Raw genomic sequence first — 21154 nt, 5'->3', positions numbered from 1 at the left:
CCTTATTATTCGACACACAATAATCAGTAATCAGTCGACCGCTGTTTCAGCGATCCGAATATCAAAGGCGCACCGCCATGCGCTTTCATTTAAACAATATTGTGGCTTCAGTGCCGGTCCGCAGGAATTGGAACCGACGCCACTCATCTTATAATCCACACACAACAGCGTACAGCCGCTTTCTTGCAGCTCGTCATTATGTGCTTTCGCGCTCAGCTCTTCCTGCGTATACGGCGACAGGTTAAAGCTGAAAGGCTGATCGGCGCTAATATGAATCACTGTATTTTTCGACCGCACTTTGACAAATGAACAACCATAATGGCTGCCGTTTTCCTGCGGTTTTAAATAATTTTGATGATTACCGCGCGGCGTAGTCCGATAAAACCCAAGTCGAGCAGACTGATGTTTATCGATATAGCTTTCTGTGGCGCCATAGCCGAAATAATCCGTCCGTTGAAAATCCGCTGGCAAATAAAAACGTAGCCCGAAACGCGGCAGAAACGGTAAGTGCGGTGCTTTTTGCGCCTGTATTTCAACCCGAAAACCGCCGTCGGCAAACAAACGATACAGCACCTTTAAAGTGACGATGCGCGCCTTCGACACGGCAACCAACGCGCATTGTACCCGTACGATCACCTGCTGCGCCTGTTGTTGGTAATCACAGGCATAAGCGCGGGTATAAGCCCTATCGTAACCGGCATCAATCCAATGGGCTTTAATCAGACTGTCGTTATCCAGCGGCGCGCGCCAGATATTGAAATCTAATGGCTGTTCCAGCACAGACCGCTGCCGATACATCAACTGGCTTAAAATGCCTTTTTTCTTGTCGAAAACATAGCGTACTTTGTCACTTTCTACGCTTAATGTGCCGCTATCTTCTGTAATCCAAAAACAACCTGGCTGCGGAAGCGGGTAAATGTTCGGCAGCATTTTGCGCCCGAATAATGCAAGTTGGTCAAACCCCAATTGATGATTTTTTTCTGCCAGCGGCGTGGCGTATTTTTGATAATAGAATAAATCCAACAACCACAAACTGCCGTTGTCCTGCGGTAATGCGAGCGGCAAAAGTGCGGTCTGTTTGGGCGCAATTTGTAAGCTGTCCAAATAGCCTTCTTCCACAACAATACCGTTTTCCGACAAGCGATAATGCAGCGAAATCATCGCCTTGCAGTCAGTAAAATCCAGATAGTTTTTCAGTTCGACACCCTGTTCGGTCAGTCTTGCTCGCAGCGGGCGCTGAACGTTTTTCAACTCCAGTAAGCTGGTCTGAATCCGCCGCTCTGCGGTTACTAGTCCGTCTGCACAGAAATTTCCGTCATGGAGCGATTCGCCGAAATCACCGCCATAGCCCATACGTTCGGAATTCGGCAAATACGGCGAATGATTGCACCATTCCCAAACAAACCCACCGCAGGCTCCGGGATGGTGTTGTATCGCCTGAAAATAATCTTCCGCATCGCCGCAGGAATTGCCCATAGCATGCAAATATTCACACAGCAGATAAGGCTTGCGATTGCGGCGATCGGCAAAATAAGCTTCCATGTCTTCGGTTGAGGTATACATTTCGCTATGCAAATCCAGATTCGAACAGTCATTTTGATGTGCCGAATGTTGAAAAATGGCGTTTTCATAATGCAGCAGACGGCTCGGATCAAAGGCTTTTACCCATTGCGCCGCCGCCTCAAAATTCTCGCCATAACCGCTTTCGTTGCCTAGCGACCAAATCAGCACCGACGGGCGGTTTTTATCGCGCTGCACATTGGCACAAGTGCGGTCTAAAATTGCCTGTTTAAAGGTCGGATCACGCGCCATATAACAATAATTGTCAATGATTTGCTGACGCACTTCGGCATGATCCGCCGGCGGTTTGGCGCCCAGCAGAATACTGCCTTGCGCACGCTTAACATAAACCGCATTGCTGCCGTGGCTTTCAATATCGGCTTCGGTAATCAAATAAAAACCATACTGATCGCATAATTCCGCAAACCACGGCGCATTCGGGTAATGAGCGGTGCGGATTGCGTTAAAATTATGCTGTTTCATCAGGCGCAAATCCGCCAGTGCCTGTGCGCGGCTGATGCAATAACCGGTTTTCGGATCGCTGTCGTGGCGATTCACGCCTTTAAATTTAATCGCTTGTTTATTCAGCAATAGTACGCCGTCGCGCACCTCGATTTTACGCAAACCGATGCGCTGGCAAATCACTTCCGTGCCGCAGCGAAACAGCAGCGTATAAAGCTGCGGCGATTCCGCATTCCATAATTTCACCTCCTGTAACGTAAATTCAAAACGCTTTTCCGTTACCGCGCTCAGCAACACTTCGCCCTGCGGATCGAGAAGTCGCCAGCTGATTTCTCGCCCGTGCTGCGGCTTGTCATGCGCGGCGAAAGAAACGTCCACATTCAGCACCGCACTTTTTAAATCATCCGCCACTTCGGTTTTAATAAAAAAATCCTGCACATAATAGCGGTCGCGCTCCAGCAAATAGACATCCCGGAAAATCCCCGACATGCGGAATTTATCCTGATCTTCCAAATAGCTGCCGTCGCACCATTTCAGCACCGCTACATCCAGACGATTTTCACCGCAGCATAGATAGTCGGTTATATCAAATTCCGACGTACAGTGACTGATTTGGCTGTAACCGGCAAACTGTCCGTTGACGTATAAAAACAAGCAACTGTCAACGCCCTCAAAGTTGAGCAAATAGCGCTTCTCCGCTTTCGGTGCAAGGTGGAATGTGCGCCGATACAGACCGCACGGATTATCTTGCGGCACATAGGGCGGATCAAAAGGAAACGGATAATTCACATTGGTATATTGATGCCGATCATAACCGTAATTCTGCCAATTAGCCGGCACCGGTATGGTGGTCTGCGGCGACAATGCCAGAAAATCTGCCGGCATGTCCCAGTAGCTGTCGAAATAACGAAATCCCCAGTCACCGTTTAAATCGGTAAAATAGGCGGATAATTCGCGCGGATTTTTGACCGCACTTTCCACGCTGTGATGAGGAATAAAATAAGCATGATGCGGTGTGGTGTTAATATGCAGAATCTGCGGATTTTGAAAATAATTCGGTAAGGACATCATCGGCTCCCCGGCTAATAACGGATGAGCGCACTATAACGTAATTTTATTGCTGAAATCCCACCGGGAAAAGAAAACTGTGAACGGCATCACAAACAAAAGGCTTATTCGACGAATAAGCCTTTACACTATGTCATGTTGAGATTAGAAGCGATATGCCAGACCGGCAAAGAACACTAACGGATCCAGTTTGATTTTTACTTCGTGATCCAAATTCAGTGCGGTAAATTTAGCCGTTGTTTTAATGTGCGTATACCACACTGCGGTATTGAAATATAAATTGTCCGCTAGTTTAATATCAATACCGGCATTCACAACCGGTCCGAAGGAATGTTTTTTAACATCCAAATTCGTTACCCGCGCATCCAACGCTTTGGCACCGAAGAAACGGGTATAGTTCAGACCGGCACCGATATACGGACGCGAACCAGCATCTTTATCTAAGAAATAATACTGCACATACAAACTTGGCGGCAACTGTTTGACTTTCACCGCATTCGGCAGATAAGCGGCGACATTGCCGTTCACCACAGCCTGTGCGTTAATTTTGTGCGAGAACGGTGTGGCGCCTAATAATTCCACCCCGACATTGTCGGTCAGCATATAAGTTAAGGTCAGTCCCACTTGCTGATTATTTTTCACCGCCAAATTGACATCAACATGCGCGCCATTTTTATTCGGATTTTGCGTGGTCGAATCCGAATTGGCATACACAAATACGCCCCCCAGACGACCGATAAAACTTCCTGCTTCATGTGCGCTGACAGAACCCGCCGCCAACACAGCCGCCATACCCAATGCTAATGCAGTTTTTTTCATATATGAATTCCTCTTATATTCAAAACAATGAATGTATTTATCTGAAAAGGGCAATATACCCATAAAGAATTTGTGTCTATTGATGACGCGGTGCAATATACCACTTTATGATTAGCTTTTTCGTGACGAAGATCAAATTTTGAAAAAAATGTTAAATTCACTCAAACCATATCTTGCGCAGTTTTTTAATGGATTGATGATATAATTTATTTGATTTAGCGCAAAAATTATGATTTTTATGCAATTAAGCACAAACGTTGTATAATGCCGGTATTACATTTTATTCACAATTTGGATCGCGATAATGCCAATTAATTTCACGCAAATCTTTCAGGACAGCTGGAACTTTATGCGTAATCAGCAAAAGATTACGCTGCAATTTAGCGCCTTTTTCTTTGTCGTCGCCTTTGCCGTTAATCTGCTGGTGTCAAACCTAGTGCCAGCAAATATGACCATTTATGCACCGAGCGCCGATACAGCAGATCTCACCGTTGTCGGCAATCTCATGCTCAGTAAAGAGGTTATCCTGCTCGGCGTGGTGCAAGTGCTGCTCAATTTGTTTATTTCCTGCTGGGGAATGATGACCTTTCATCAGTTAAGCGAACGCCACCAGCTGCCGCTGAGCCACACGCTGAGCATGACGGCAACACGCTTTATCGGGGTATTTTTCATTAATCTGATTATTGTCCTTCCGATGGTAATCGGGCTGGCGGAATCGCTGCTTGCCTTAGCCAGCAAACAATCGCCGTCACTGGTTTCCGTGTTTGCCATTACGCTGGGCATCTTTATTTTTATCCGGCTAAACCTTGCTACCGTGCATTATCTGATCACCCGAAGCAGTCTGGCACAAACCCTGAAAACCATCTGGCTGAGCGGTTTCAAGCGCACCGGCGTATTGTTTATTTACTGTTTACTGATTTATTTCGCCCTGCCGCTAGTCGTCAGAAATATTGCGGCATTAAGCGATAATATGCTGTTTGATATTGTGATTTCATTTATTATTTCGGCGCTCAATGTATTTTCATTAATTTTTACGTATCGCTTCTATACTCTATTTATGCAAAAGGTTCGGGCATGAAACAATTATTAGAATTTATTCCACTGATTTTATTTTTCGCCGTTTATAAACTGGTGGGCATCCGCGAGGCAGCGATAACACTGATTGTTGCCACTGTCATTCAGCTTATTGTGCTGAAATTCAAATACGGCAAAATCGAAAAACAACAGCTGATTATGGGCGTTGCGGTCGTTTTTTTCGGTACACTGACCGCTTATTTCAACGAACTGGAATTTTTGAAATGGAAAGTCACCGTAGTGTACGCCGTTTTTGCCTTAGCCTTGCTGATTAGCCAATACGGCTTTAAAAAGCCGCTGATTAAACAATTACTGGGCAAAGAAATCGAGCTGCCGCAGCGTGCATGGGACAATCTGAATCTGGGCTGGGTCGGATTTTTTATCCTTTGTATGCTCGTTAATATCGTCATCAGCTACTATTTTTCCGACGATATTTGGGTGGATTTCAAAACCTTTGGCATTCTGGGTATGACTTTTATTGCAACGCTGGCAAGCGGAGTTTATATTTACCGTTATCTTCCAAAAACAGACAAAGAATAACAAATAAGGATTGTTTATGTCGGATTTTATTGAAACCCGCACAGGGCGTCACTCTAAAGGAAATCTTTTACTCAGAACACTGGCAATGCCGTCGGATACCAATGCCGCCGGCGATATTTTCGGTGGCTGGATTATGTCGCAAATGGACATGGGCGGCGCGATTCTTGCCAAAGAACTGGCGCACGGGCGGGTGGTAACCGTCGCGGTGGATAGCATGACATTTATCCGCCCCATTGCCGTAGGCGATGTGGTCTGCTGTTACGGCGAGTGCGTCAATGTAGGGCGTTCCTCAATTCAAATTAAAATTGAGGTATGGGCGAAAAAAGTCGCTAGCGAACCTATCGGCGAACGTTATTGCGTAACCGAGGCGGTTTTCACCTTTGTCGCCGTCGATCCGCAAGGTAAATCACGCCCGATTCCGCGGGAAAATAACCCGGAACTGGCAAAAGCGCTGGCACATATTGCCGAACAGGCACAACAATAAAGGAGGACAGCATGTACTATGTTATTTTTGCACAAGATAAGCCGAATACGTTGGCACAGCGTCTGGCAGTGCGCGAGCAGCATCTTGCACGGCTAAAACAATTGCAGGCGCAAAACCGTTTGCTGACCGCTGGTCCCAATCCGGCGATCGACGATGAAAATCCTGCCGAGGCGGGTTTTACCGGTTCCACCGTCATTGCGCAATTCGACAGCCTACAAGCGGCACAGGACTGGGCAAGCAAGGATCCTTACGTGGATGCCGGCGTGTATGGCGAGGTTATCGTCAAACCCTTTAAGAAAGTATTCTAACCCTTGACCCGGCACTCTCCCATTACCCGGGGAAAAGACTTCCTAACAATCAATGCAAACTCAACAACAAGGAAAACGCTATGTCAAACTTTCTACAAACCTACCAACAGCATGTGGACGAACGAGCCGCACAGGGCGTGATAGCCAAACCGCTGGATGCAGAACAAACTGCACAGCTGGTGGAATTGCTCAAAGATCCGCCGTCGGGAACAGAAAAAACCTTAATCGATCTATTTAAAAACCGCATTCCTGCCGGCGTAGATGAAGCGGCTTATGTGAAAGCGGCATTCTTAGCGGCAATCGTCCGAGGCGAAACCTCCTCACCGCTAATCTCCGCCGAAAGTGCGGTGGAATTATTGGGCACAATGCAAGGCGGTTATAATATTGAGCCGTTATTGACCGCACTTGACGACGAAAAACTCGCCCCTACCGCCGTTAAGGCGCTCTCCTTTACGTTACTGATGTTTGATAATTTCCATGATGTCGCCGAGCGTGCCGAACAAGGCAACCCGTATGCGCGCCAAGTGCTGCAATCTTGGGCGGATGCCGAATGGTTTCTGTCGCGCCCGCCATTAGCGGAAAAACTCACTGTTACCGTATTCAAAGTCAACGGTGAAACGAATACCGACGATCTTTCACCGGCGCAAGACGCTTGGTCTCGCCCGGATATTCCGCTGCATGCCCTTGCCATGTTGAAAAATGCACGTGACGGTATTCAACCTGATGACGATGGCAACATAGGTCCAATCAAACAGTTGGAGGCCTTAAAACAGAAAGGTTATCCCCTAGCCTATGTGGGCGATGTGGTGGGTACCGGTTCATCGCGTAAATCCGCCACCAACTCGGTCTTGTGGTTTATGGGCGACGATATCCCGTATGTGCCGAATAAACGCGCCGGCGGCGTAGTATTGGGCGGGAAAATTGCGCCGATTTTCTTTAACACATTGGAAGATGCCGGCACGCTGCCGATTGAAGTGGATGTCAGCAATCTGGAAATGGGCGATGTTATCGACATTTATCCGTATCAAGGAAAAATCTGTCGCCACAACAGCGATGAAGTATTAGCCGAATTCCGCCTGAAAACCGATGTGTTACTGGACGAAGTTCGTGCCGGCGGACGTATTCCGCTGATTATCGGACGTGGATTAACGCATAAAGCCCGGATGGCACTACAACTGCCGGACAGTGATGTCTTCGCTAAACCACACGCGGTAGAAAGTAGCCAAAAAGGCTTTACCCTAGCACAGAAAATCGTCGGACGCGCCTGCGGTGTGGAAGGCATCCGTCCCGGTCAATATTGCGAACCGCATATGACTTCCGTCGGTTCACAAGATACCACCGGTCCGATGACCCGCGACGAATTAAAGGATCTCGCCTGTCTGGGCTTCTCCGCCGATTTGGTGATGCAGTCTTTCTGCCATACCGCCGCTTATCCGAAACCGGTGGACGTCGTCACCCAGCACACGCTGCCGGATTTCATCATGAACCGCGGCGGCGTCTCGCTACGACCGGGCGACGGCATTATTCATTCTTGGCTGAATCGCATGCTGTTGCCGGATACCGTCGGAACCGGCGGCGATTCACATACCCGATTCCCGATCGGCATTTCATTCCCGGCAGGCTCCGGGCTGGTCGCCTTTGCTGCCGCCACTGGCGTTATGCCGTTGGATATGCCGGAATCTGTGTTGGTACGCTTTAAAGGCGAAATGCAACCGGGCATTACTTTGCGCGATCTGGTACACGCCATTCCTTATTATGCGATTAAACAGGGCTTGCTCACCGTAGAGAAAAAAGGCAAACAGAATATTTTCTCCGGCCGGATTCTGGAAATCGAAGGGCTGGAACACTTAAAAGCGGAACAGGCTTTCGAGCTATCCGACGCCTCAGCCGAACGTTCGGCAGCGGCTTGTACCATTAAGCTGGACAAAGCGCCGATCATCGAATATCTCAATTCCAATATCGTGCTGCTGAAATGGATGATCGCCGAAGGTTACGGTGATCGCAGAACCCTTGAACGCCGCATTAAGGGAATGGAAAAATGGCTTGCCAACCCGCAGCTGCTGGAAGCCGACAAGGATGCTGAATACGCCGCGATTATCGACATCGACTTAAACGAAATCAAAGAGCCGATTTTATGTGCACCGAACGACCCTGACGATGCCCGTTTATTGTCCGAAGTGCAAGGCGATAAAATTGATGAAGTGTTTATCGGTTCCTGCATGACCAATATCGGTCATTTCCGTGCGGCGGGCAAATTGCTGGCAAAATTCAAAGATATGATCCCAACCCGCTTATGGCTGGCGCCGCCGACTAAAATGGATGCGGCACTGCTGACGGAAGAAGGCTATTACAGTATTTTCGGTAAAAGCGGCGCAAGAATCGAAATTCCGGGCTGTTCGCTGTGTATGGGCAATCAGGCGCGGGTTGCCAATAACGCCACCGTGGTTTCCACCTCGACCCGTAATTTCCCGAACCGTCTGGGACAGGGCGCCAACGTCTATTTGGCTTCGGCGGAATTAGCCGCAGTCTCGGCGCTGCTGGGTAAACTGCCAACACCGGAAGAATATCTGTCTTATGCGGCGGATTTGCAGCAGGACAAAGACGATACTTATCGTTATATGAACTTTGATCAAATCAACAGCTATGCCAAAAAAGCGGATGAAGTCATTTTCCAGACTGCAATATAATGTCGGCAGGATTAAAAGTGCGGTATTTTTTACCGCACTTTTTACTGTATGCCGCACCACGCAATAATATTTCAAGGATAAACATCATGGAAAGGAAATCTATTCTGACCACGCTGGTCATGTTTTTCAGTCTCATCTCTCTTCATACGGCAAACGCGGCAGGAAAATTAACCCTCTATTGCAGTATGCAATACGACGTGTGCGAACGCGTCGCAAAGGCGTTCGGGCAACAATATCAGGTGGATACCCAGTTCGTGCGCCACAGCACGGGGGCGGCATTGGCGAAAATCAAATCCGAGCAATCTCTGCCGCAGGCGGACGTTTGGTATGGCGGCACAATCGAACCGCACTTTCAAGCGGGAGCGCTCGGCTTGCTGCATGCTTACCGCTCTCCCCGCCAGGCGGAAATCCTGCCGGTATTTCAGGAATTACTCCGCCAAAAAGGCGAATTCACCTCCATCGCTTATATGATCGTGTTCGGTCTCGGCATGAACCCTGACCAACTCGACCGGCTCGGCATATCGGATTATCCCAAATGTATGCGAGACTTGCTCGATCCACGCCTGAAAAATCAGGTACAGCTGCCCGACCCGCGCAGCTCCGGTACCGGCTATACCTTTTTGACCGCGGCGGTACAATTGTGGGGTGAAGAAAAAGCATTCGAATATCTGAAAGCGCTGAATCAAAACGTCTCACAATATACCAAAAGCGGCGTTGAACGCACCCTGCTTGCGCGCGGCGAAGTGGCGGTGAGCATCGGTTTTTTGAGCGGTTACGCGTTAGAAAAAGCCAAGGGCGCGCCGGTGGCAATGCAAACGCCTTGCGAAGGCACGCCGTATTCGCTGGGCGGCATCAGTATTCTGCACAACGCACGCAATCTGGATAACGCCAAATTATTTATGGACTGGGCGTTAAGCGCCGAAGCGCAGGAGTTAGCGCTACAAGATGAAAAAACTTATCAGTATCCAACTAACGTGAACGCTAAGTTATCACCGGATGCGGTCGATCCTGCGGCGTTAAATCTGATTCCTTTTGATTTCGACCGGTTTGGCTCGGATGCCGAAGCCAAACGCTTGATCGAACGCTGGACGCGCGAAATCAAACTGAACTAAAGCAAATTATCAGCAACAGTCCGGCAATATAGCAGCGATACCGACGAATATGCCGGTTTAGCAAAAACAGATTGGGCTTTGACAATTCACAAAAGCCCATTATACTAAAACACTGTTGATATTTTACCGCCGACCCGGCGCAACCGGATTATCAACGGATTCACGACAACCGTTAGTCGGGGTGCTAGCAATAGCTGAGATCATACCCGTGAACCTGATACAGTTAATACTGACGTAGGAAACTAATTGTCCGATTTGCCTTTCTGTACCGTCAATATTGCTGGTCATTCTTTTTAGCTAAAAGGAAAAACTATGCAATTTAACATAATCAATCTTATTAGAGAACGCAATCCGCTGGTGCATTGCATTACCAATACTGTCGTTGCCAATTATACGGCAAACGGCTTGCTAGCATTGGGCGCTTCGCCGTTAATGTCGGCAAATCCGGCGGAAATGGAGGAAATTCCTGCCTTTGCACAAGGATTGCTGCTGAATATTGGTACGTTAAACGGCAGCGATATCGATGCCATGATTCTGGCGGGCAAAAGTGCAAATCGGGTCGGGGTGCCGGTGGTGCTGGATCCGGTCGGCGGCGGGGCAACGCAATGCCGACGGGAAGCGGTACAACGTTTGCTGGCGGAGGTAAAATTTGCGATTATTCGTGGTAACGCTGGGGAAATCGCAACGCTGGCGAATGCCGATTGGCAGGCAAAAGGCGTAGATGCTGGCAGCGGCAAGGCAGATTTGGTCGCAGTGGCGCAGACGGTGGCACGGCAATATCATTGCGTGGTGGCAATCAGCGGTGCAACAGATATTATCAGCGACGGCGTGCGGGCGGCTAAAATTACCAACGGCACGCCGTTATTTGCGCGCATCACCGGCGCCGGTTGCCTATTGGGTGCGCTGTGTGCCGCCTTCGCCGCGGTTGCCGGGGAGCAGGATTATTTCGCCGCTGGTGTCGAAGCCTGCACATTGTATGCTGTTGCTGGCGAGCTGGCAGCAGCGCCATTATTACCGACTCAAACCGGTACATTTTTTACCGCACTTTTAGATCAGCTGGGCGCAATAACGCCGCAGCAAGTGCGTCAACTCGCAGAGGTAAGCTATGCATAACATTCCACAAGTATTAACAATTGCCGGTTCCGACAGTGGCGGTGGTGCCGGTATTCAAGCCGATTTAAAAACTTTTCAGATGCGCGATGTATTCGGGACTTCGGTGATTACCGCGGTAACCGCGCAAAATACGCTGGGCGTTTTCGATATTCATACGCTTCCGCTGTCAAGCATTGAAGCGCAGCTGAACGCCATTGCCGAAGATTTTGATATTGCCGCCTTTAAAATCGGTATGCTGGGAACGGCAGAAATCATTGAATGTATCAGCGCAATATTAAGCCGCAATCAGTTCGGCAAGCTGGTGTTGGATCCGGTGATGATTGCCAAAGGCGGCACGCCCTTATTGCAGCGTGATGCCGTGAGCGCGATGAAAAGCCACTTATTACCCATTGCTGATGTACTGACCCCGAATCTGCCGGAAACGCAAGCGCTGACCGGTATTGAAGTGGTTGATGACAACAGTGCCCGCGCCGCCGCCGGACGGCTACAGGAACTGGGGGTTAAAAATGTGGTGATTAAAGGCGGGCACAGTGAGGGTTCGCGCAGTAAACTCTGTCGCGACTGGGTGTTTACCCCAACACAGCAATTTACGCTGCAAAGTGAACGCTATCCGACCCGCCATACGCATGGCACCGGCTGTACGTTTTCCGCCTGTATTACCGCGGAACTGGCGAAGGGGCATTCACTTGAGCTGGCAACACGCATCGCCAAGAATTTTATTACCGCCGCGATTAGCTATCCGCTTGAGATCGGTCACGGACATGGACCGACTAATCATTGGGCTTATCAGCAAATCGGCTAAGGAAGGTTGTGGTGAAGTTAACATCCGGATTATTTTTGACCGCACTTTCCTGCGCGGCATTTTTCGCACAAGCGCAAACGGTCAATGTCTACACCTACGACACATTCACTGCCGACTGGGGGGCAGGACCGAAAGTCCAAGCCCTGTTTGAAAAGGCGCATCCTCAGTGTCAGGTGAATTACGTTGCGTTCGACAGCGCAGGAACCTTGTTTAACCGCGTGCGTCTGGAGGGGCGAAAAACCAAGGCAGATATTGTGTTGGGGCTGGATAATTATATGTTGGAGGAAGCGCGCCGAACCGGTTTGTTTACCCCGAATAAGGTGGATTTAAGCCCTCTAGCTTTACCGTTTGAATGGCGTGATGACACATTCCTGCCTTATGATTTCGGGCAATACGCGTTTATTTACGATAAACATAAACTGAAAAATCCGCCGACCAGCCTGAAAGAGCTGGTTGCGCGCCGGGATTTGCGAGTGATTTATCAAGACCCGAGAGTCAGCAGCGTCGGGCGTGGTTTGCTGGTGTGGATGAATGCCGTTTATCCGCCGGAGCAAACGGCGCAGGCATGGCGCACGCTGGCAGAACACACGGTGACGGTAGGCAAAGGCTGGACGGAAACCTACGGCGCGTTTCTAAAAGGCGAGGCGGATCTGGTATTCAGTTATCATACCTCGCCACTGTATCATCTTTTACAAGAGCAAAAAGACAATTATGCGGCAGCGGAGTTCAGCGAAGGCGGAATCTTGCAGCTTGAAGTCGCCGCGCAAGTGGCAAATCGGGATAATGCCTGTGCCGGACAGTTCATGCAGTTTTTACTCGATCCCACGGCACAGCGAGAAATCGCCCTGCATAATGTAATGTTGCCGGTAATTCAGGCTGAAATCGAACCGCACTTTGATGCCTTAAGAGCACATCAGTTACAAGCGCCGGTATTCGATTCACTGCATGTGAGCAGCGAGCAGCTAAAACAATGGGTTCGCACGTGGCAGGCCAGTTTAACCGAATAAGCACGAAATATGCTCGCTGTTTATCTTGGCGCGACGGCTGGGGCGGCATCGGCGTATTGCTGTTTTTGCTGCTGTTTTATGCTTTTGCACTACAGGCGGTGTTTTCCGTCGGTGGACAATATGCATGGCAGGATATGCTGCACGACAACTACCTGCGCCGTATTCTTACATTCAGTATCGGGCAGGCGTTGTTGTCGGCACTGCTTGCCGTGTTGATCGGCGCGTTATTTGCCCGTGCGTTTTTTTATCAGCGCTTTCCGATGAAAAACGCGGTACTGAAACTGTTTTCTCTAACCTTTGTGCTGCCAGCATTAGTGGCGGTATTCGGTTTAATCGGTGTGTACGGACATTCCGGCTGGCTGGCGACGCTCGGCGCAGCGCTCGGTTTGCACCGAACCCCCGAGATTTACGGCTTAAGCGGAATTTTAATTGCTCATCTGTTTTTTAATATTCCTCTTGCCGCCCGTATGTTTTTGCAAACGCTGCACAGTATTCCCAATCAGCAGCGCCAGTTAGCCTCACAACTGAATATTCGTGGCTGGCAGTTTATCCGTTTGATTGAACTGCCGTATTTGCGCCAACAGCTGCTGCCGGTGTTTGCGCTGGTTTTTATGCTATGCTTCACCAGCTTCACCATCGTGCTGACCCTCGGCGGCGGTCCGCGTTATACCACGCTGGAAGTCGCGATTTACCAAGCTATTGTGTTTGAATTTGATTTGCCGAAAGCCGCATTATTTGCACTGCTGCAATTCGCATGCTGTTTTGTGTTGTTCGGCGCGCTGAGTATGTTAAGCAAAACGCCGGATACGCAGCTTCACAGCAAAACATTATGGTTGGATAAACAATCAAGTGCGGTCAAAATTTGGCAGATTTTTTGTTTGAGCGCGGTTTTGCTGTTTATTCTGACGCCGCTGTTAAATACCGTTTACGCAGCTTTCAGCGTGACCGATTTTGTCACGGTTTGGCAACAGCCGCAGCTGTGGCGCGCACTGGCGTATTCGGTGACCATCGCACCCGCTGCGGCATTTATTGCCCTGTGCCTTGCGATGCTGCTATTGCTGTTGTCGCGGCGTTTGTACTGGCGAGCGCAGCGCTATTTAGCCGATGTAATATTACATTGCGGCATGTTGATCCTAGCAATTCCCACGTTGGTGCTGGCAATGGGATTATTTATTCGCCTGCAAAATATCAATTTCGGTCGCGTGCAGTTGTTTGCGGTGGTTGTAATCTGTAACGCGCTTGCCGCAATGCCTTTTGTGCTGCGCGTGCTGGCGGTACCGATGAATAACAATATGCAATATTATGAAAAACTCTGTCAGTCGCTGGGCATTCGCGGTTGGCAACGCTGGCGTCTGGTCGAATGGTACCATTTGCGCCGACCGATAAAATATGCGTTTGCCCTGGCCGGTGCCTTATCCTTAGGCGATTTTACCGCGATTGCGCTGTTCGGCAGTCAGGATTTTACCTCATTGCCACATTTATTGTATCAGCAACTGGGACATTATCACGGGCAGGATGCGGCCGCCACCGCATTGCTGCTGTTGCTGTTATGCAGCGGTATTTTTATGTTGGTGGAGCGAGATAACAACGATGATTAAACTGGATGTTCACTTTAATTACCGCACTATGCCGATGTATTTTAATCTGCATATCCGCGCGCAGCAAAAAGTGGCGTTAATCGGTCCGAGCGGCGCCGGTAAAAGCACGCTGCTGAATCTAATCGCTGGTTTCGCAACGGCGGATCGGGGTGATATTTGGTTGAACGGAGAAAAGCATACGAATTCCGAACCTTATCAGCGCCCGGTATCCATCTTGTTTCAGGAAAATAATCTCTTCCCGCATCTCACGGTGCTGCAAAATATTGCGCTCGGCATTAAACCGAATCTCAACATTAATGCGGCACAACGCCAATACATTGAACAAACTGCCGCCGCGGTAGGGCTGGAGACTTATTTGGCGCGTCTACCGCGCGAATTATCAGGCGGACAACGCCAGCGGGTAGCGCTTGCTCGTTGTCTGCTGCGTGCCAAACCGATTTTATTGCTGGATGAACCCTTCTCCGCACTTGACCCCGATTTGCGCATGGAAATGCTGAATCTGATCGATGCGCTGTGCACCGAGAAAAAGCTGACCTTATTGCTAGTTACGCATCAACCCGCGGAATTACAGGGCAGCATTGATCGGATAATCCGGCTTGAGAATGGTAAGATCTGCGATAATTAATTGTCATATGCGACTTTTTACGTCTAAAATAGACCGCACTTTTACGCTAACGAACAAGGATGATTTATGACTGCCACAACAATTCAGATTCCCTCCATAACTCCTCATCCCACATTGGAATATTGGTCGGTATGCAAAGTCGAAGCGTTATTTGAAACTCCGTTTTTAGAACTGGTTTATCGTGCCGCGCAGGTTCACCGCGCACATTTCAATCCGCAGGCAATTCAGCTGTCTACCTTGATGTCGATTAAAACCGGCGGCTGCCCGGAGGATTGCGGCTATTGTCCGCAATCGGCGCGTTATCAAACCGGCGTTCAGAATCAGCAGTTAATTGACGTGGAACAAATCGTTGAGAAAGCTCGCATTGCCAAAGCGCGTGGCGCGGGGCGTTTTTGTATGGGCGCGGCATGGCGCGGGCCGAAACCGAAAGATATCGAAAAAATTACCGCCATTATCAAAGCGGTGAAAGCCCTCGGTCTGGAAACCTGCGGCACATTCGGTCTGCTGCAAGACGGTATGGCGGAAGATCTGAAAGACGCTGGGCTGGATTATTATAATCACAATCTGGATACTGCGCCCGAGCATTACGGCAAAGTAATCGGTACGCGTCAGTTTGATGACCGTATGAATACGCTAGGTAAGGTGCGCAAAGCTGGACTGAAAGTCTGCTGTGGCGGTATTATCGGCATGGACGAAAGCCGCAAAGAACGGGCTGGATTTATTGCCAGTCTGGCGAATTTGGATCCGCAGCCGGAATCGGTGCCGATTAATCAATTAGTTAAAGTGGAAGGCACGCCCCTTGCTGATGCGGCGGAGCTGGACTGGACCGAATTTGTGCGCACCGTGGCGGTGGCCCGTATCGTCATGCCGAAAAGCTATGTGCGGCTGTCTGCCGGGCGGCAGGGAATGTCGGAAGAAATGCAGGCGATGTGCTTTATGGCGGGCGCCAATTCTATTTTCTACGGCGATAAATTATTGGTAACGGAAAATCCGCAGGAAGACGGCGATCAGCTGTTAATGGCGAAGTTGGATTTGGTCGCGGAAACGGAAAAAAACCGACCGGTAACCGACTGAACTGTATAAAAAGTGGGCTACTTTAATTTAGGCAGACCGGAAAGCATGCCGTCCGAGCCGAATCGCGGCGGCGAGTTTCAGTTAATGATTGCCGCCAGTATTGCATCAGTAAAAAAATAAACCCCCGCATTGGCGAGGGTTTATGCTTAAAGTCCTAATAAAATAATCTTAAACTACAATCTTGCGATTAAAGTTTATCTGCGTTTTGTTTTAAATATTTGGCAACGCCTTCAGGGTTATCTTTCATGCCCTCTTTGCCTTTTTCCCATTGCGCCGGGCACACTTCGCCGTGTTCTTCATGGAACTGTAGGGCATCAACCATACGCAACATTTCGTCAATGTTACGACCTAACGGTAGATCGTTAACCACTTGGTGACGCACTACGCCGTTTTTGTCAATTAAGAAAGACGCGCGCAACGCAACGCCAGCCGCCGGGTGTTCAATACCATAAGCCTGTGCGATTTCGTGTTTTACATCGCCGACCAAGGCATATTGTACCTGACCGATACCGCCGTTTTCGGTCGGTGTATTACGCCATGCGTTGTGGGTATATTGCGAGTCAATGGATACGCCGACGACTTCAACGCCACGCGCCTGAAACTCTTTATAACGGTGATCGAATGCGATTAATTCGGACGGACAAACGAAAGTAAAGTCTAACGGATAGAAGAATACGACTGCCGCCTTACCCGCGATATGTTGTTTTAAATTGAAGTTATCAACGATTTCACCGTTGCCTAAAACTGCCGATGCGGTAAAATCCGGTGCTTGACGAGTCACTAATACCATAGTAAAAAATCTCCTATTGAAATGAACAAAGAATTTTGCGCCTAACTACTTATTGAAAGCGCAGCAAAATCAACGGTTTTATTGTAAAAAAACCGACCGCACTTTAATAGTCGATTTTGTCTATTAAACCGATTATCATAATCTTAAATGATAAATAACAGGAACGAAATATGACACACAAACATTCATTATCAACCGCTTTAGTCCATGCTGGACGCAGTAAACGGGTTACGCAAGGCAGCGTGAATCCGGTGATTCAGCGGGCTTCTTCACTGGTTTTCAGCTCACTGGAAGAGAAAAAACAGGCGGCCCGAAACCGCGCGAAAGGCGGTTTATTTTACGGTCGGCGCGGCACATTGACCCACTTTGCACTACAAGATCTGATGTGCGAGCTGGAAGGCGGCGCGGGTTGTTATTTATATCCTTGCGGCGCGGCGGCGGTGACAAACAGTATTCTGTCGTTTGTGGCGAGCGGCGATCATGTGCTGATGACCGGCGCTGCCTATGAACCGACGCAGGATTTCTGCAATATCATCCTAAACAAAATGGGCGTGGAAACCACGTTTTATGATCCGCTGTGCGGTGCAGCAATCGCCGAGCTGATGCAACCGAATACCAAAGTCGTGTTTTTGGAATCGCCGAGTTCACTCACCATGGAAGTGCCGGATATTCCGGCGATAGTGCAAGCCGTGCGCAGTAAAAATCCCGATGTCGTGATTATGATCGATAATACTTGGGGCGGCGGCGTGTTATTTAAAGCGCTGGAACATGATATTGATATTTCCATTCAGGCCGGTACCAAATATCTGGTTGGTCATTCCGACGTAATGATCGGCACTGCGGTTTCCAATGCGCGCTGTTGGGATCGCTTGCGTGAACATTCCTATTTAATGGGGCAAATGGTCGATGCCGACAGCGCCTACACCACCGCGCGCGGCATTCGCACGCTAGGCGTGCGGCTAAAACAGCATGCAGCAAGCAGCCTCGCAGTGGCGCAATGGTTGGCTCAGCGGGAGGAAGTAAAAGCAGTGTATCATCCAGCGTTGCCGAGCTGCCCGGGACATGAATTTTTTAAACGGGATTTCAGCAGCGCAAGCGGTCTATTTTCGTTTGAGTTGAAACAAAAACTGAGCCAAACCCAGCTGGAAAACTTGATGAATCATTTTGAATTATTCAGTATGGCGTATTCGTGGGGCGGTTTTGAATCTCTGATTCTGTACAATCAACCGGAAGATATCGCACGCATTCGTCCGTCTATTAAACGCGCATTAAGCGGTACGTTAATTCGGCTACATATCGGTTTTGAAGCGGTTGAGGAATTGATTGCCGATTTGCAGGCGGGATTCAAGCGTTTACAAGATTAATCATTGCCATAATGAAAACAACACGACAAGGGGCAAGCGCCCCTTTTTATTTGACTTTCTGACGGTTTTCGCTGTCTGGCGTCACATTTTCACAACCAATAACACGGCAAAAGTGCGGTCGACATTTTATCCGTTTTTGACGGTTCATATTCTGTTATCAGCTGCCGCTAACATCAATAATCATCACTTCGGACTGCGATCCCAAACGCAGCGGGATGCCCCAAAATCCATAGCCGGAGGTGACGAAAAAATGCCCGTTACCGATTTTTTGATAACCATAATCCAAACGGTACATCAGCGCGGTAATCAGATTGCCGGGGAAAATCTGCCCGTTGTGAGTATGCCCTGATACTTGTATATCGATAGGCAGTTTGGCATGTTCGCTGATTTCCGTCGGGCGGTGATCGAGCAGCACAACTGGCAACGAAGTATCAATATGGCGCAACAATTGCGCGCTGCTCGGGCGCTCACGAGCTAGATCATCATTCCTCCCGACCAACACGATACGCTGATCCACCACAAGGGTTTGATCCATTAACAGTTGAATGCCAGCTCGGCGGATTTCCTGTGCGATTGCCTGTTGATGACCGAAAAAATCATGATTGCCGAGGGTAGCATACACGCCCAACGGCGCACTCAAACGCGCCAGATGCGGACGCATATTTTGCGCCAAATAGGCTTCGGTATTGTCATCCATAATATCGCCCGGCAGCAAAATCATATCCACGTTTTCCTGCCTCATAATCGCCGCCAGCCGATCCAACTGTGCAGCACCGAATAGCTTGCCCAAATGCAGATCGCTGGCTACGCCGATACGCAGCGGAGCCAACGGTTTATCAATATGGATTTGATAGCGAACCACGCTCGGTGTATAAGCGTTATAAAGGCTGAGCCCGAGTAATCCCGCCAGCGCCGGAACATAAGCCAAGCGTAAAGTGCGGTTCAATTTTTGCGGATTTAGCACCCCTTTCAGCAAACGATACAACAATGCCGCGGCAAGGCTGACCAAAGCAGCGAATAATAGAATAACCAAAATCAGCGCGCTTAAACGAAACATCGGTTGCAGGCGGAACAGCGTCAGCAAAATGACGCCGTTTGCCGCCAGATAATTGAAGATCACAATAAGCCGACGGGTTTTATGCCCGATTTTGCCGCTGAACAGCCAGTACAGCGTGCGATTAAACAGATAAATAAACAGTTGTAATAGAATCACCGAGGCGGCAAAAAGAAGATAATGACGAAGTTCCATTGCTTTCCTTATCGTTAATCTAAAAAAGTGCGGTGATTTTAACCGCACTTTCTGTCAATGGAAAGGGAAAGCGGGAATATCAGTTAAGCTTGACTTCCGTCGTCCATTTTTCAATCAGGCGTTTGCCTTCAATATCGGAACCGAACCGCTCGAAATCAAAATCAATCAGTTTAAGATCTTTCGGATCAACGGAGTTGGGTGATGCCTGAGCATAGATATTGGTTGGGATCTGATACATTTTTTCTTCACGCCAGGCAATTTCCTGCGCTTCGGCGGTTAATGCCCAATCCATAAACAGTTTGGCATTTTCCAAGTTGCGTGCGCCGTTCAAAATGCTGATTCCACCCAGCGAATAGCTGTCGCCGTCGCAGGGCAAAATCGCTTCCACCGGCGCGCCTTTTTCTTTTTCCGAGGCGTAACCGTTAATAAAGCCGATAGTGACCGCCGCCTCGCCGCGCGATAGGTTGGATTTTTCCGTGCCGCTTTTGGCATATTGCGAAATATTGTTATGCAGCGCTTTTAAATAGCGAAAGGCTTCTTCCTCGCCCCATAACTGGATAAGCGTGGCGATAAAGGTATAGCCGGTGCCGGTATTACGCGGGTCGGGCATTTGAATCTGATCTTTTAAGCGCGGATCGAGCAAATCTTTCCAGCATTTTGGGTAATCATTAATGCCGAGCTGGCTAAATTTTTCCGTATTAACGCCGATACCCAGCACAATGAGATAACCGATTGAAGTAAAATCGCCTTTTTCCTCCAGTAAATGTTTAAATGCCGGCATGGTTTGCGCCTGCAACGGCGAACGGTAAGGTTGCAGCAAACCGAGTTTTGCCGCCTGAAAGTGCGGTTCGATTGTGCCGCCGTACCAAATATCCGCTTGCGGCAGAGCGCGTTCCGCCTTGATTTTCGCCAGCGTCGCGCCGGTGCTGTTGCGCACGAACTGAGTGTCCACATTGTATTTTTGCGCGAACGTGTGCGCCATTTTCTCACACACGTTATGCTGCACGCTGCAATAAATGGTCAGCCTGCCCGCAGCCTGTGCCGTATTCAGCGCCGAAAACAGCAACAAGATGAGAAAAAGCGGTTTGCACCAAAACGTGCGACAACTGATGAAGCGGTTCAGTTTAAAAGAAGATAATTGCATAGTGTTTCCTTATCGAATAATAAAAGATCGACCAGCAATAGTGACGGGAGCGCGAAAGAAAACCGCCAGCAGGATTAAGGGCGGTCGTTTTCCGGTTAGTTTCCTACGTCAGTATTAACTGTATCAGGTTCACGGGTATGATCTCAGCTATTGCTAGCACCCCGACTAACGCGCCTAAGTCTATAATGTTTGTCATGCCAATACAATAGCTACGCCACAAACTTCTGTCAGTTTTATATCGCCAAACCGCCATGTTTGCCTTACAATTCAGCCA

The 21154-nt window shown here is 49.0% G+C and carries 18 protein-coding genes and 2 riboswitches; of the genes, 13 read left to right on the top strand and 5 right to left on the bottom strand.

Features of this window, described 5'->3' with window-relative positions; translation table 11 throughout:
* Positions 1–30: 30 nt before the first annotated feature.
* Positions 31–3090 carry a glycoside hydrolase family 2 TIM barrel-domain containing protein gene (locus BN3349_RS04145; RefSeq protein WP_040976120.1) on the bottom strand — a complete coding sequence of 1020 codons (3060 nt, stop codon included), beginning with the start codon at positions 3088–3090 and terminating at the stop codon, positions 31–33.
* 144 nt (positions 3091–3234) lie between these two features.
* The gene (locus tag BN3349_RS04140; RefSeq protein ID WP_040976119.1) at positions 3235–3909 is read right to left on the bottom strand and encodes an OmpW/AlkL family protein; all 675 of its coding nucleotides are present in this window, start codon (positions 3907–3909) and stop codon (positions 3235–3237) included.
* A gap of 304 nt (positions 3910–4213) precedes the next feature.
* Between BN3349_RS04140 and BN3349_RS04135 the strand changes: the two genes are divergently transcribed.
* The 12 genes from BN3349_RS04135 to bioB all read left to right on the top strand — a co-directional run bounded on the left by BN3349_RS04135 (position 4214) and on the right by bioB (position 16333).
* Entirely contained in the window at positions 4214–4987 is a 774-nt protein-coding gene (locus tag BN3349_RS04135) for a hypothetical protein (RefSeq protein ID WP_040976118.1), read from the top strand.
* Positions 4984–5523 carry a septation protein A gene (locus BN3349_RS04130; protein WP_040976117.1) on the top strand — a complete coding sequence of 180 codons (540 nt, stop codon included), beginning with the start codon at positions 4984–4986 and terminating at the stop codon, positions 5521–5523. Before BN3349_RS04135 ends, BN3349_RS04130 begins: the two co-directional genes overlap by 4 nt.
* Before the next feature lie 16 nt (positions 5524–5539).
* Positions 5540–6007: an acyl-CoA thioester hydrolase YciA gene (gene yciA / locus BN3349_RS04125; RefSeq protein WP_040976116.1), complete on the top strand. Its 468-nt coding sequence runs from the start codon at positions 5540–5542 to the stop codon at positions 6005–6007.
* A gap of 11 nt (positions 6008–6018) precedes the next feature.
* Positions 6019–6315, top strand: coding sequence for a YciI family protein (locus BN3349_RS04120; protein ID WP_040976115.1), 297 nt, complete (start codon positions 6019–6021; stop codon positions 6313–6315).
* An 80-nt stretch (positions 6316–6395) separates the two neighbouring features.
* Positions 6396–9002 carry a bifunctional aconitate hydratase 2/2-methylisocitrate dehydratase gene (acnB, locus tag BN3349_RS04115; RefSeq protein WP_040976114.1) on the top strand — a complete coding sequence of 869 codons (2607 nt, stop codon included), beginning with the start codon at positions 6396–6398 and terminating at the stop codon, positions 9000–9002.
* Between the two features lie 86 nt (positions 9003–9088).
* Positions 9089–10114, top strand: coding sequence for an ABC transporter substrate-binding protein (locus BN3349_RS04110; RefSeq protein ID WP_040976113.1), 1026 nt, complete (start codon positions 9089–9091; stop codon positions 10112–10114).
* A 167-nt stretch (positions 10115–10281) separates the two neighbouring features.
* A riboswitch (TPP riboswitch) is annotated at positions 10282–10372 on the top strand.
* A gap of 54 nt (positions 10373–10426) precedes the next feature.
* On the top strand, positions 10427–11227 hold the full coding sequence (gene thiM, locus BN3349_RS04105; RefSeq protein WP_040976112.1) for a hydroxyethylthiazole kinase: 801 nt from the start codon (positions 10427–10429) through the stop codon (positions 11225–11227).
* Entirely contained in the window at positions 11220–12029 is an 810-nt protein-coding gene (gene thiD / locus BN3349_RS04100; RefSeq protein ID WP_040976111.1) for a bifunctional hydroxymethylpyrimidine kinase/phosphomethylpyrimidine kinase, read from the top strand. Before thiM ends, thiD begins: the two co-directional genes overlap by 8 nt.
* An 8-nt stretch (positions 12030–12037) precedes the next feature.
* Entirely contained in the window at positions 12038–13036 is a 999-nt protein-coding gene (thiB, locus tag BN3349_RS04095) for a thiamine ABC transporter substrate binding subunit (RefSeq protein ID WP_101430481.1), read from the top strand.
* Positions 13000–14634, top strand: a complete 1635-nt coding sequence (gene thiP / locus BN3349_RS04090) for a thiamine/thiamine pyrophosphate ABC transporter permease ThiP (RefSeq protein WP_082024877.1) — start codon at positions 13000–13002, stop codon at positions 14632–14634. The genes thiB and thiP overlap by 37 nt, the downstream gene beginning before the upstream one ends.
* A complete protein-coding gene (gene thiQ, locus BN3349_RS04085) occupies positions 14627–15259 on the top strand; it encodes a thiamine ABC transporter ATP-binding protein (RefSeq protein WP_040976109.1) in 633 nt (210 codons plus the stop codon). Before thiP ends, thiQ begins: the two co-directional genes overlap by 8 nt.
* Positions 15260–15325: 66 nt before the next feature.
* Positions 15326–16333, top strand: coding sequence for a biotin synthase BioB (gene bioB, locus BN3349_RS04080; RefSeq protein ID WP_040976108.1), 1008 nt, complete (start codon positions 15326–15328; stop codon positions 16331–16333).
* A gap of 187 nt (positions 16334–16520) precedes the next feature.
* Here the strand turns inward: bioB and BN3349_RS04075 are convergent, their stop codons facing one another.
* Positions 16521–17123: a peroxiredoxin C gene (locus tag BN3349_RS04075; RefSeq protein ID WP_032092978.1), complete on the bottom strand. Its 603-nt coding sequence runs from the start codon at positions 17121–17123 to the stop codon at positions 16521–16523.
* Between the two features lie 170 nt (positions 17124–17293).
* Here BN3349_RS04075 and metC point away from each other — a divergent pair, with 170 nt between their 5' ends.
* A complete protein-coding gene (metC, locus tag BN3349_RS04070; RefSeq protein ID WP_040976107.1) occupies positions 17294–18487 on the top strand; it encodes a cystathionine beta-lyase in 1194 nt (397 codons plus the stop codon).
* 157 nt (positions 18488–18644) lie between these two features.
* Here metC and BN3349_RS04065 read toward each other — a convergent pair whose 3' ends face one another.
* Together BN3349_RS04065 and BN3349_RS04060 are read right to left on the bottom strand one after the other, a co-directional pair.
* Positions 18645–19736: a metallophosphoesterase gene (locus BN3349_RS04065; RefSeq protein ID WP_040976106.1), complete on the bottom strand. Its 1092-nt coding sequence runs from the start codon at positions 19734–19736 to the stop codon at positions 18645–18647.
* 79 nt (positions 19737–19815) lie between these two features.
* A complete protein-coding gene (locus tag BN3349_RS04060) occupies positions 19816–20880 on the bottom strand; it encodes an ABC transporter substrate-binding protein (protein ID WP_082024876.1) in 1065 nt (354 codons plus the stop codon).
* Between the two features lie 83 nt (positions 20881–20963).
* A riboswitch (TPP riboswitch) is annotated at positions 20964–21054 on the bottom strand.
* Positions 21055–21154 lie beyond the last annotated feature (100 nt).

The organism is Necropsobacter massiliensis (assembly GCF_000827595.2).
GTDB lineage: Bacteria > Pseudomonadota > Gammaproteobacteria > Enterobacterales > Pasteurellaceae > Necropsobacter > Necropsobacter massiliensis.
This window is presented reverse-complemented; position numbering and strand designations above follow the sequence as displayed.

What these genes read in the sequence shown, in the direction of transcription:
- BN3349_RS04060 (WP_082024876.1), bottom strand. Translation starts at nt 20,880, where the DNA reads ATGCAATTATCTTCTTTTAAACTGAACCGCTTCATCAGTTGTCGCACG.
- BN3349_RS04145 (WP_040976120.1), bottom strand. Translation starts at nt 3,090, where the DNA reads ATGTCCTTACCGAATTATTTTCAAAATCCGCAGATTCTGCATATTAAC.
- thiP (WP_082024877.1), top strand. Translation starts at nt 13,000, where the DNA reads ATGGGTTCGCACGTGGCAGGCCAGTTTAACCGAATAAGCACGAAATAT.
- BN3349_RS04135 (WP_040976118.1), top strand. Translation starts at nt 4,214, where the DNA reads ATGCCAATTAATTTCACGCAAATCTTTCAGGACAGCTGGAACTTTATG.
- BN3349_RS04130 (WP_040976117.1), top strand. Translation starts at nt 4,984, where the DNA reads ATGAAACAATTATTAGAATTTATTCCACTGATTTTATTTTTCGCCGTT.
- BN3349_RS04120 (WP_040976115.1), top strand. Translation starts at nt 6,019, where the DNA reads ATGTACTATGTTATTTTTGCACAAGATAAGCCGAATACGTTGGCACAG.
- thiD (WP_040976111.1), top strand. Translation starts at nt 11,220, where the DNA reads ATGCATAACATTCCACAAGTATTAACAATTGCCGGTTCCGACAGTGGC.
- acnB (WP_040976114.1), top strand. Translation starts at nt 6,396, where the DNA reads ATGTCAAACTTTCTACAAACCTACCAACAGCATGTGGACGAACGAGCC.
- BN3349_RS04065 (WP_040976106.1), bottom strand. Translation starts at nt 19,736, where the DNA reads ATGGAACTTCGTCATTATCTTCTTTTTGCCGCCTCGGTGATTCTATTA.
- metC (WP_040976107.1), top strand. Translation starts at nt 17,294, where the DNA reads ATGACACACAAACATTCATTATCAACCGCTTTAGTCCATGCTGGACGC.
- bioB (WP_040976108.1), top strand. Translation starts at nt 15,326, where the DNA reads ATGACTGCCACAACAATTCAGATTCCCTCCATAACTCCTCATCCCACA.
- BN3349_RS04110 (WP_040976113.1), top strand. Translation starts at nt 9,089, where the DNA reads ATGGAAAGGAAATCTATTCTGACCACGCTGGTCATGTTTTTCAGTCTC.
- thiQ (WP_040976109.1), top strand. Translation starts at nt 14,627, where the DNA reads ATGATTAAACTGGATGTTCACTTTAATTACCGCACTATGCCGATGTAT.
- BN3349_RS04140 (WP_040976119.1), bottom strand. Translation starts at nt 3,909, where the DNA reads ATGAAAAAAACTGCATTAGCATTGGGTATGGCGGCTGTGTTGGCGGCG.
- yciA (WP_040976116.1), top strand. Translation starts at nt 5,540, where the DNA reads ATGTCGGATTTTATTGAAACCCGCACAGGGCGTCACTCTAAAGGAAAT.
- BN3349_RS04075 (WP_032092978.1), bottom strand. Translation starts at nt 17,123, where the DNA reads ATGGTATTAGTGACTCGTCAAGCACCGGATTTTACCGCATCGGCAGTT.
- thiM (WP_040976112.1), top strand. Translation starts at nt 10,427, where the DNA reads ATGCAATTTAACATAATCAATCTTATTAGAGAACGCAATCCGCTGGTG.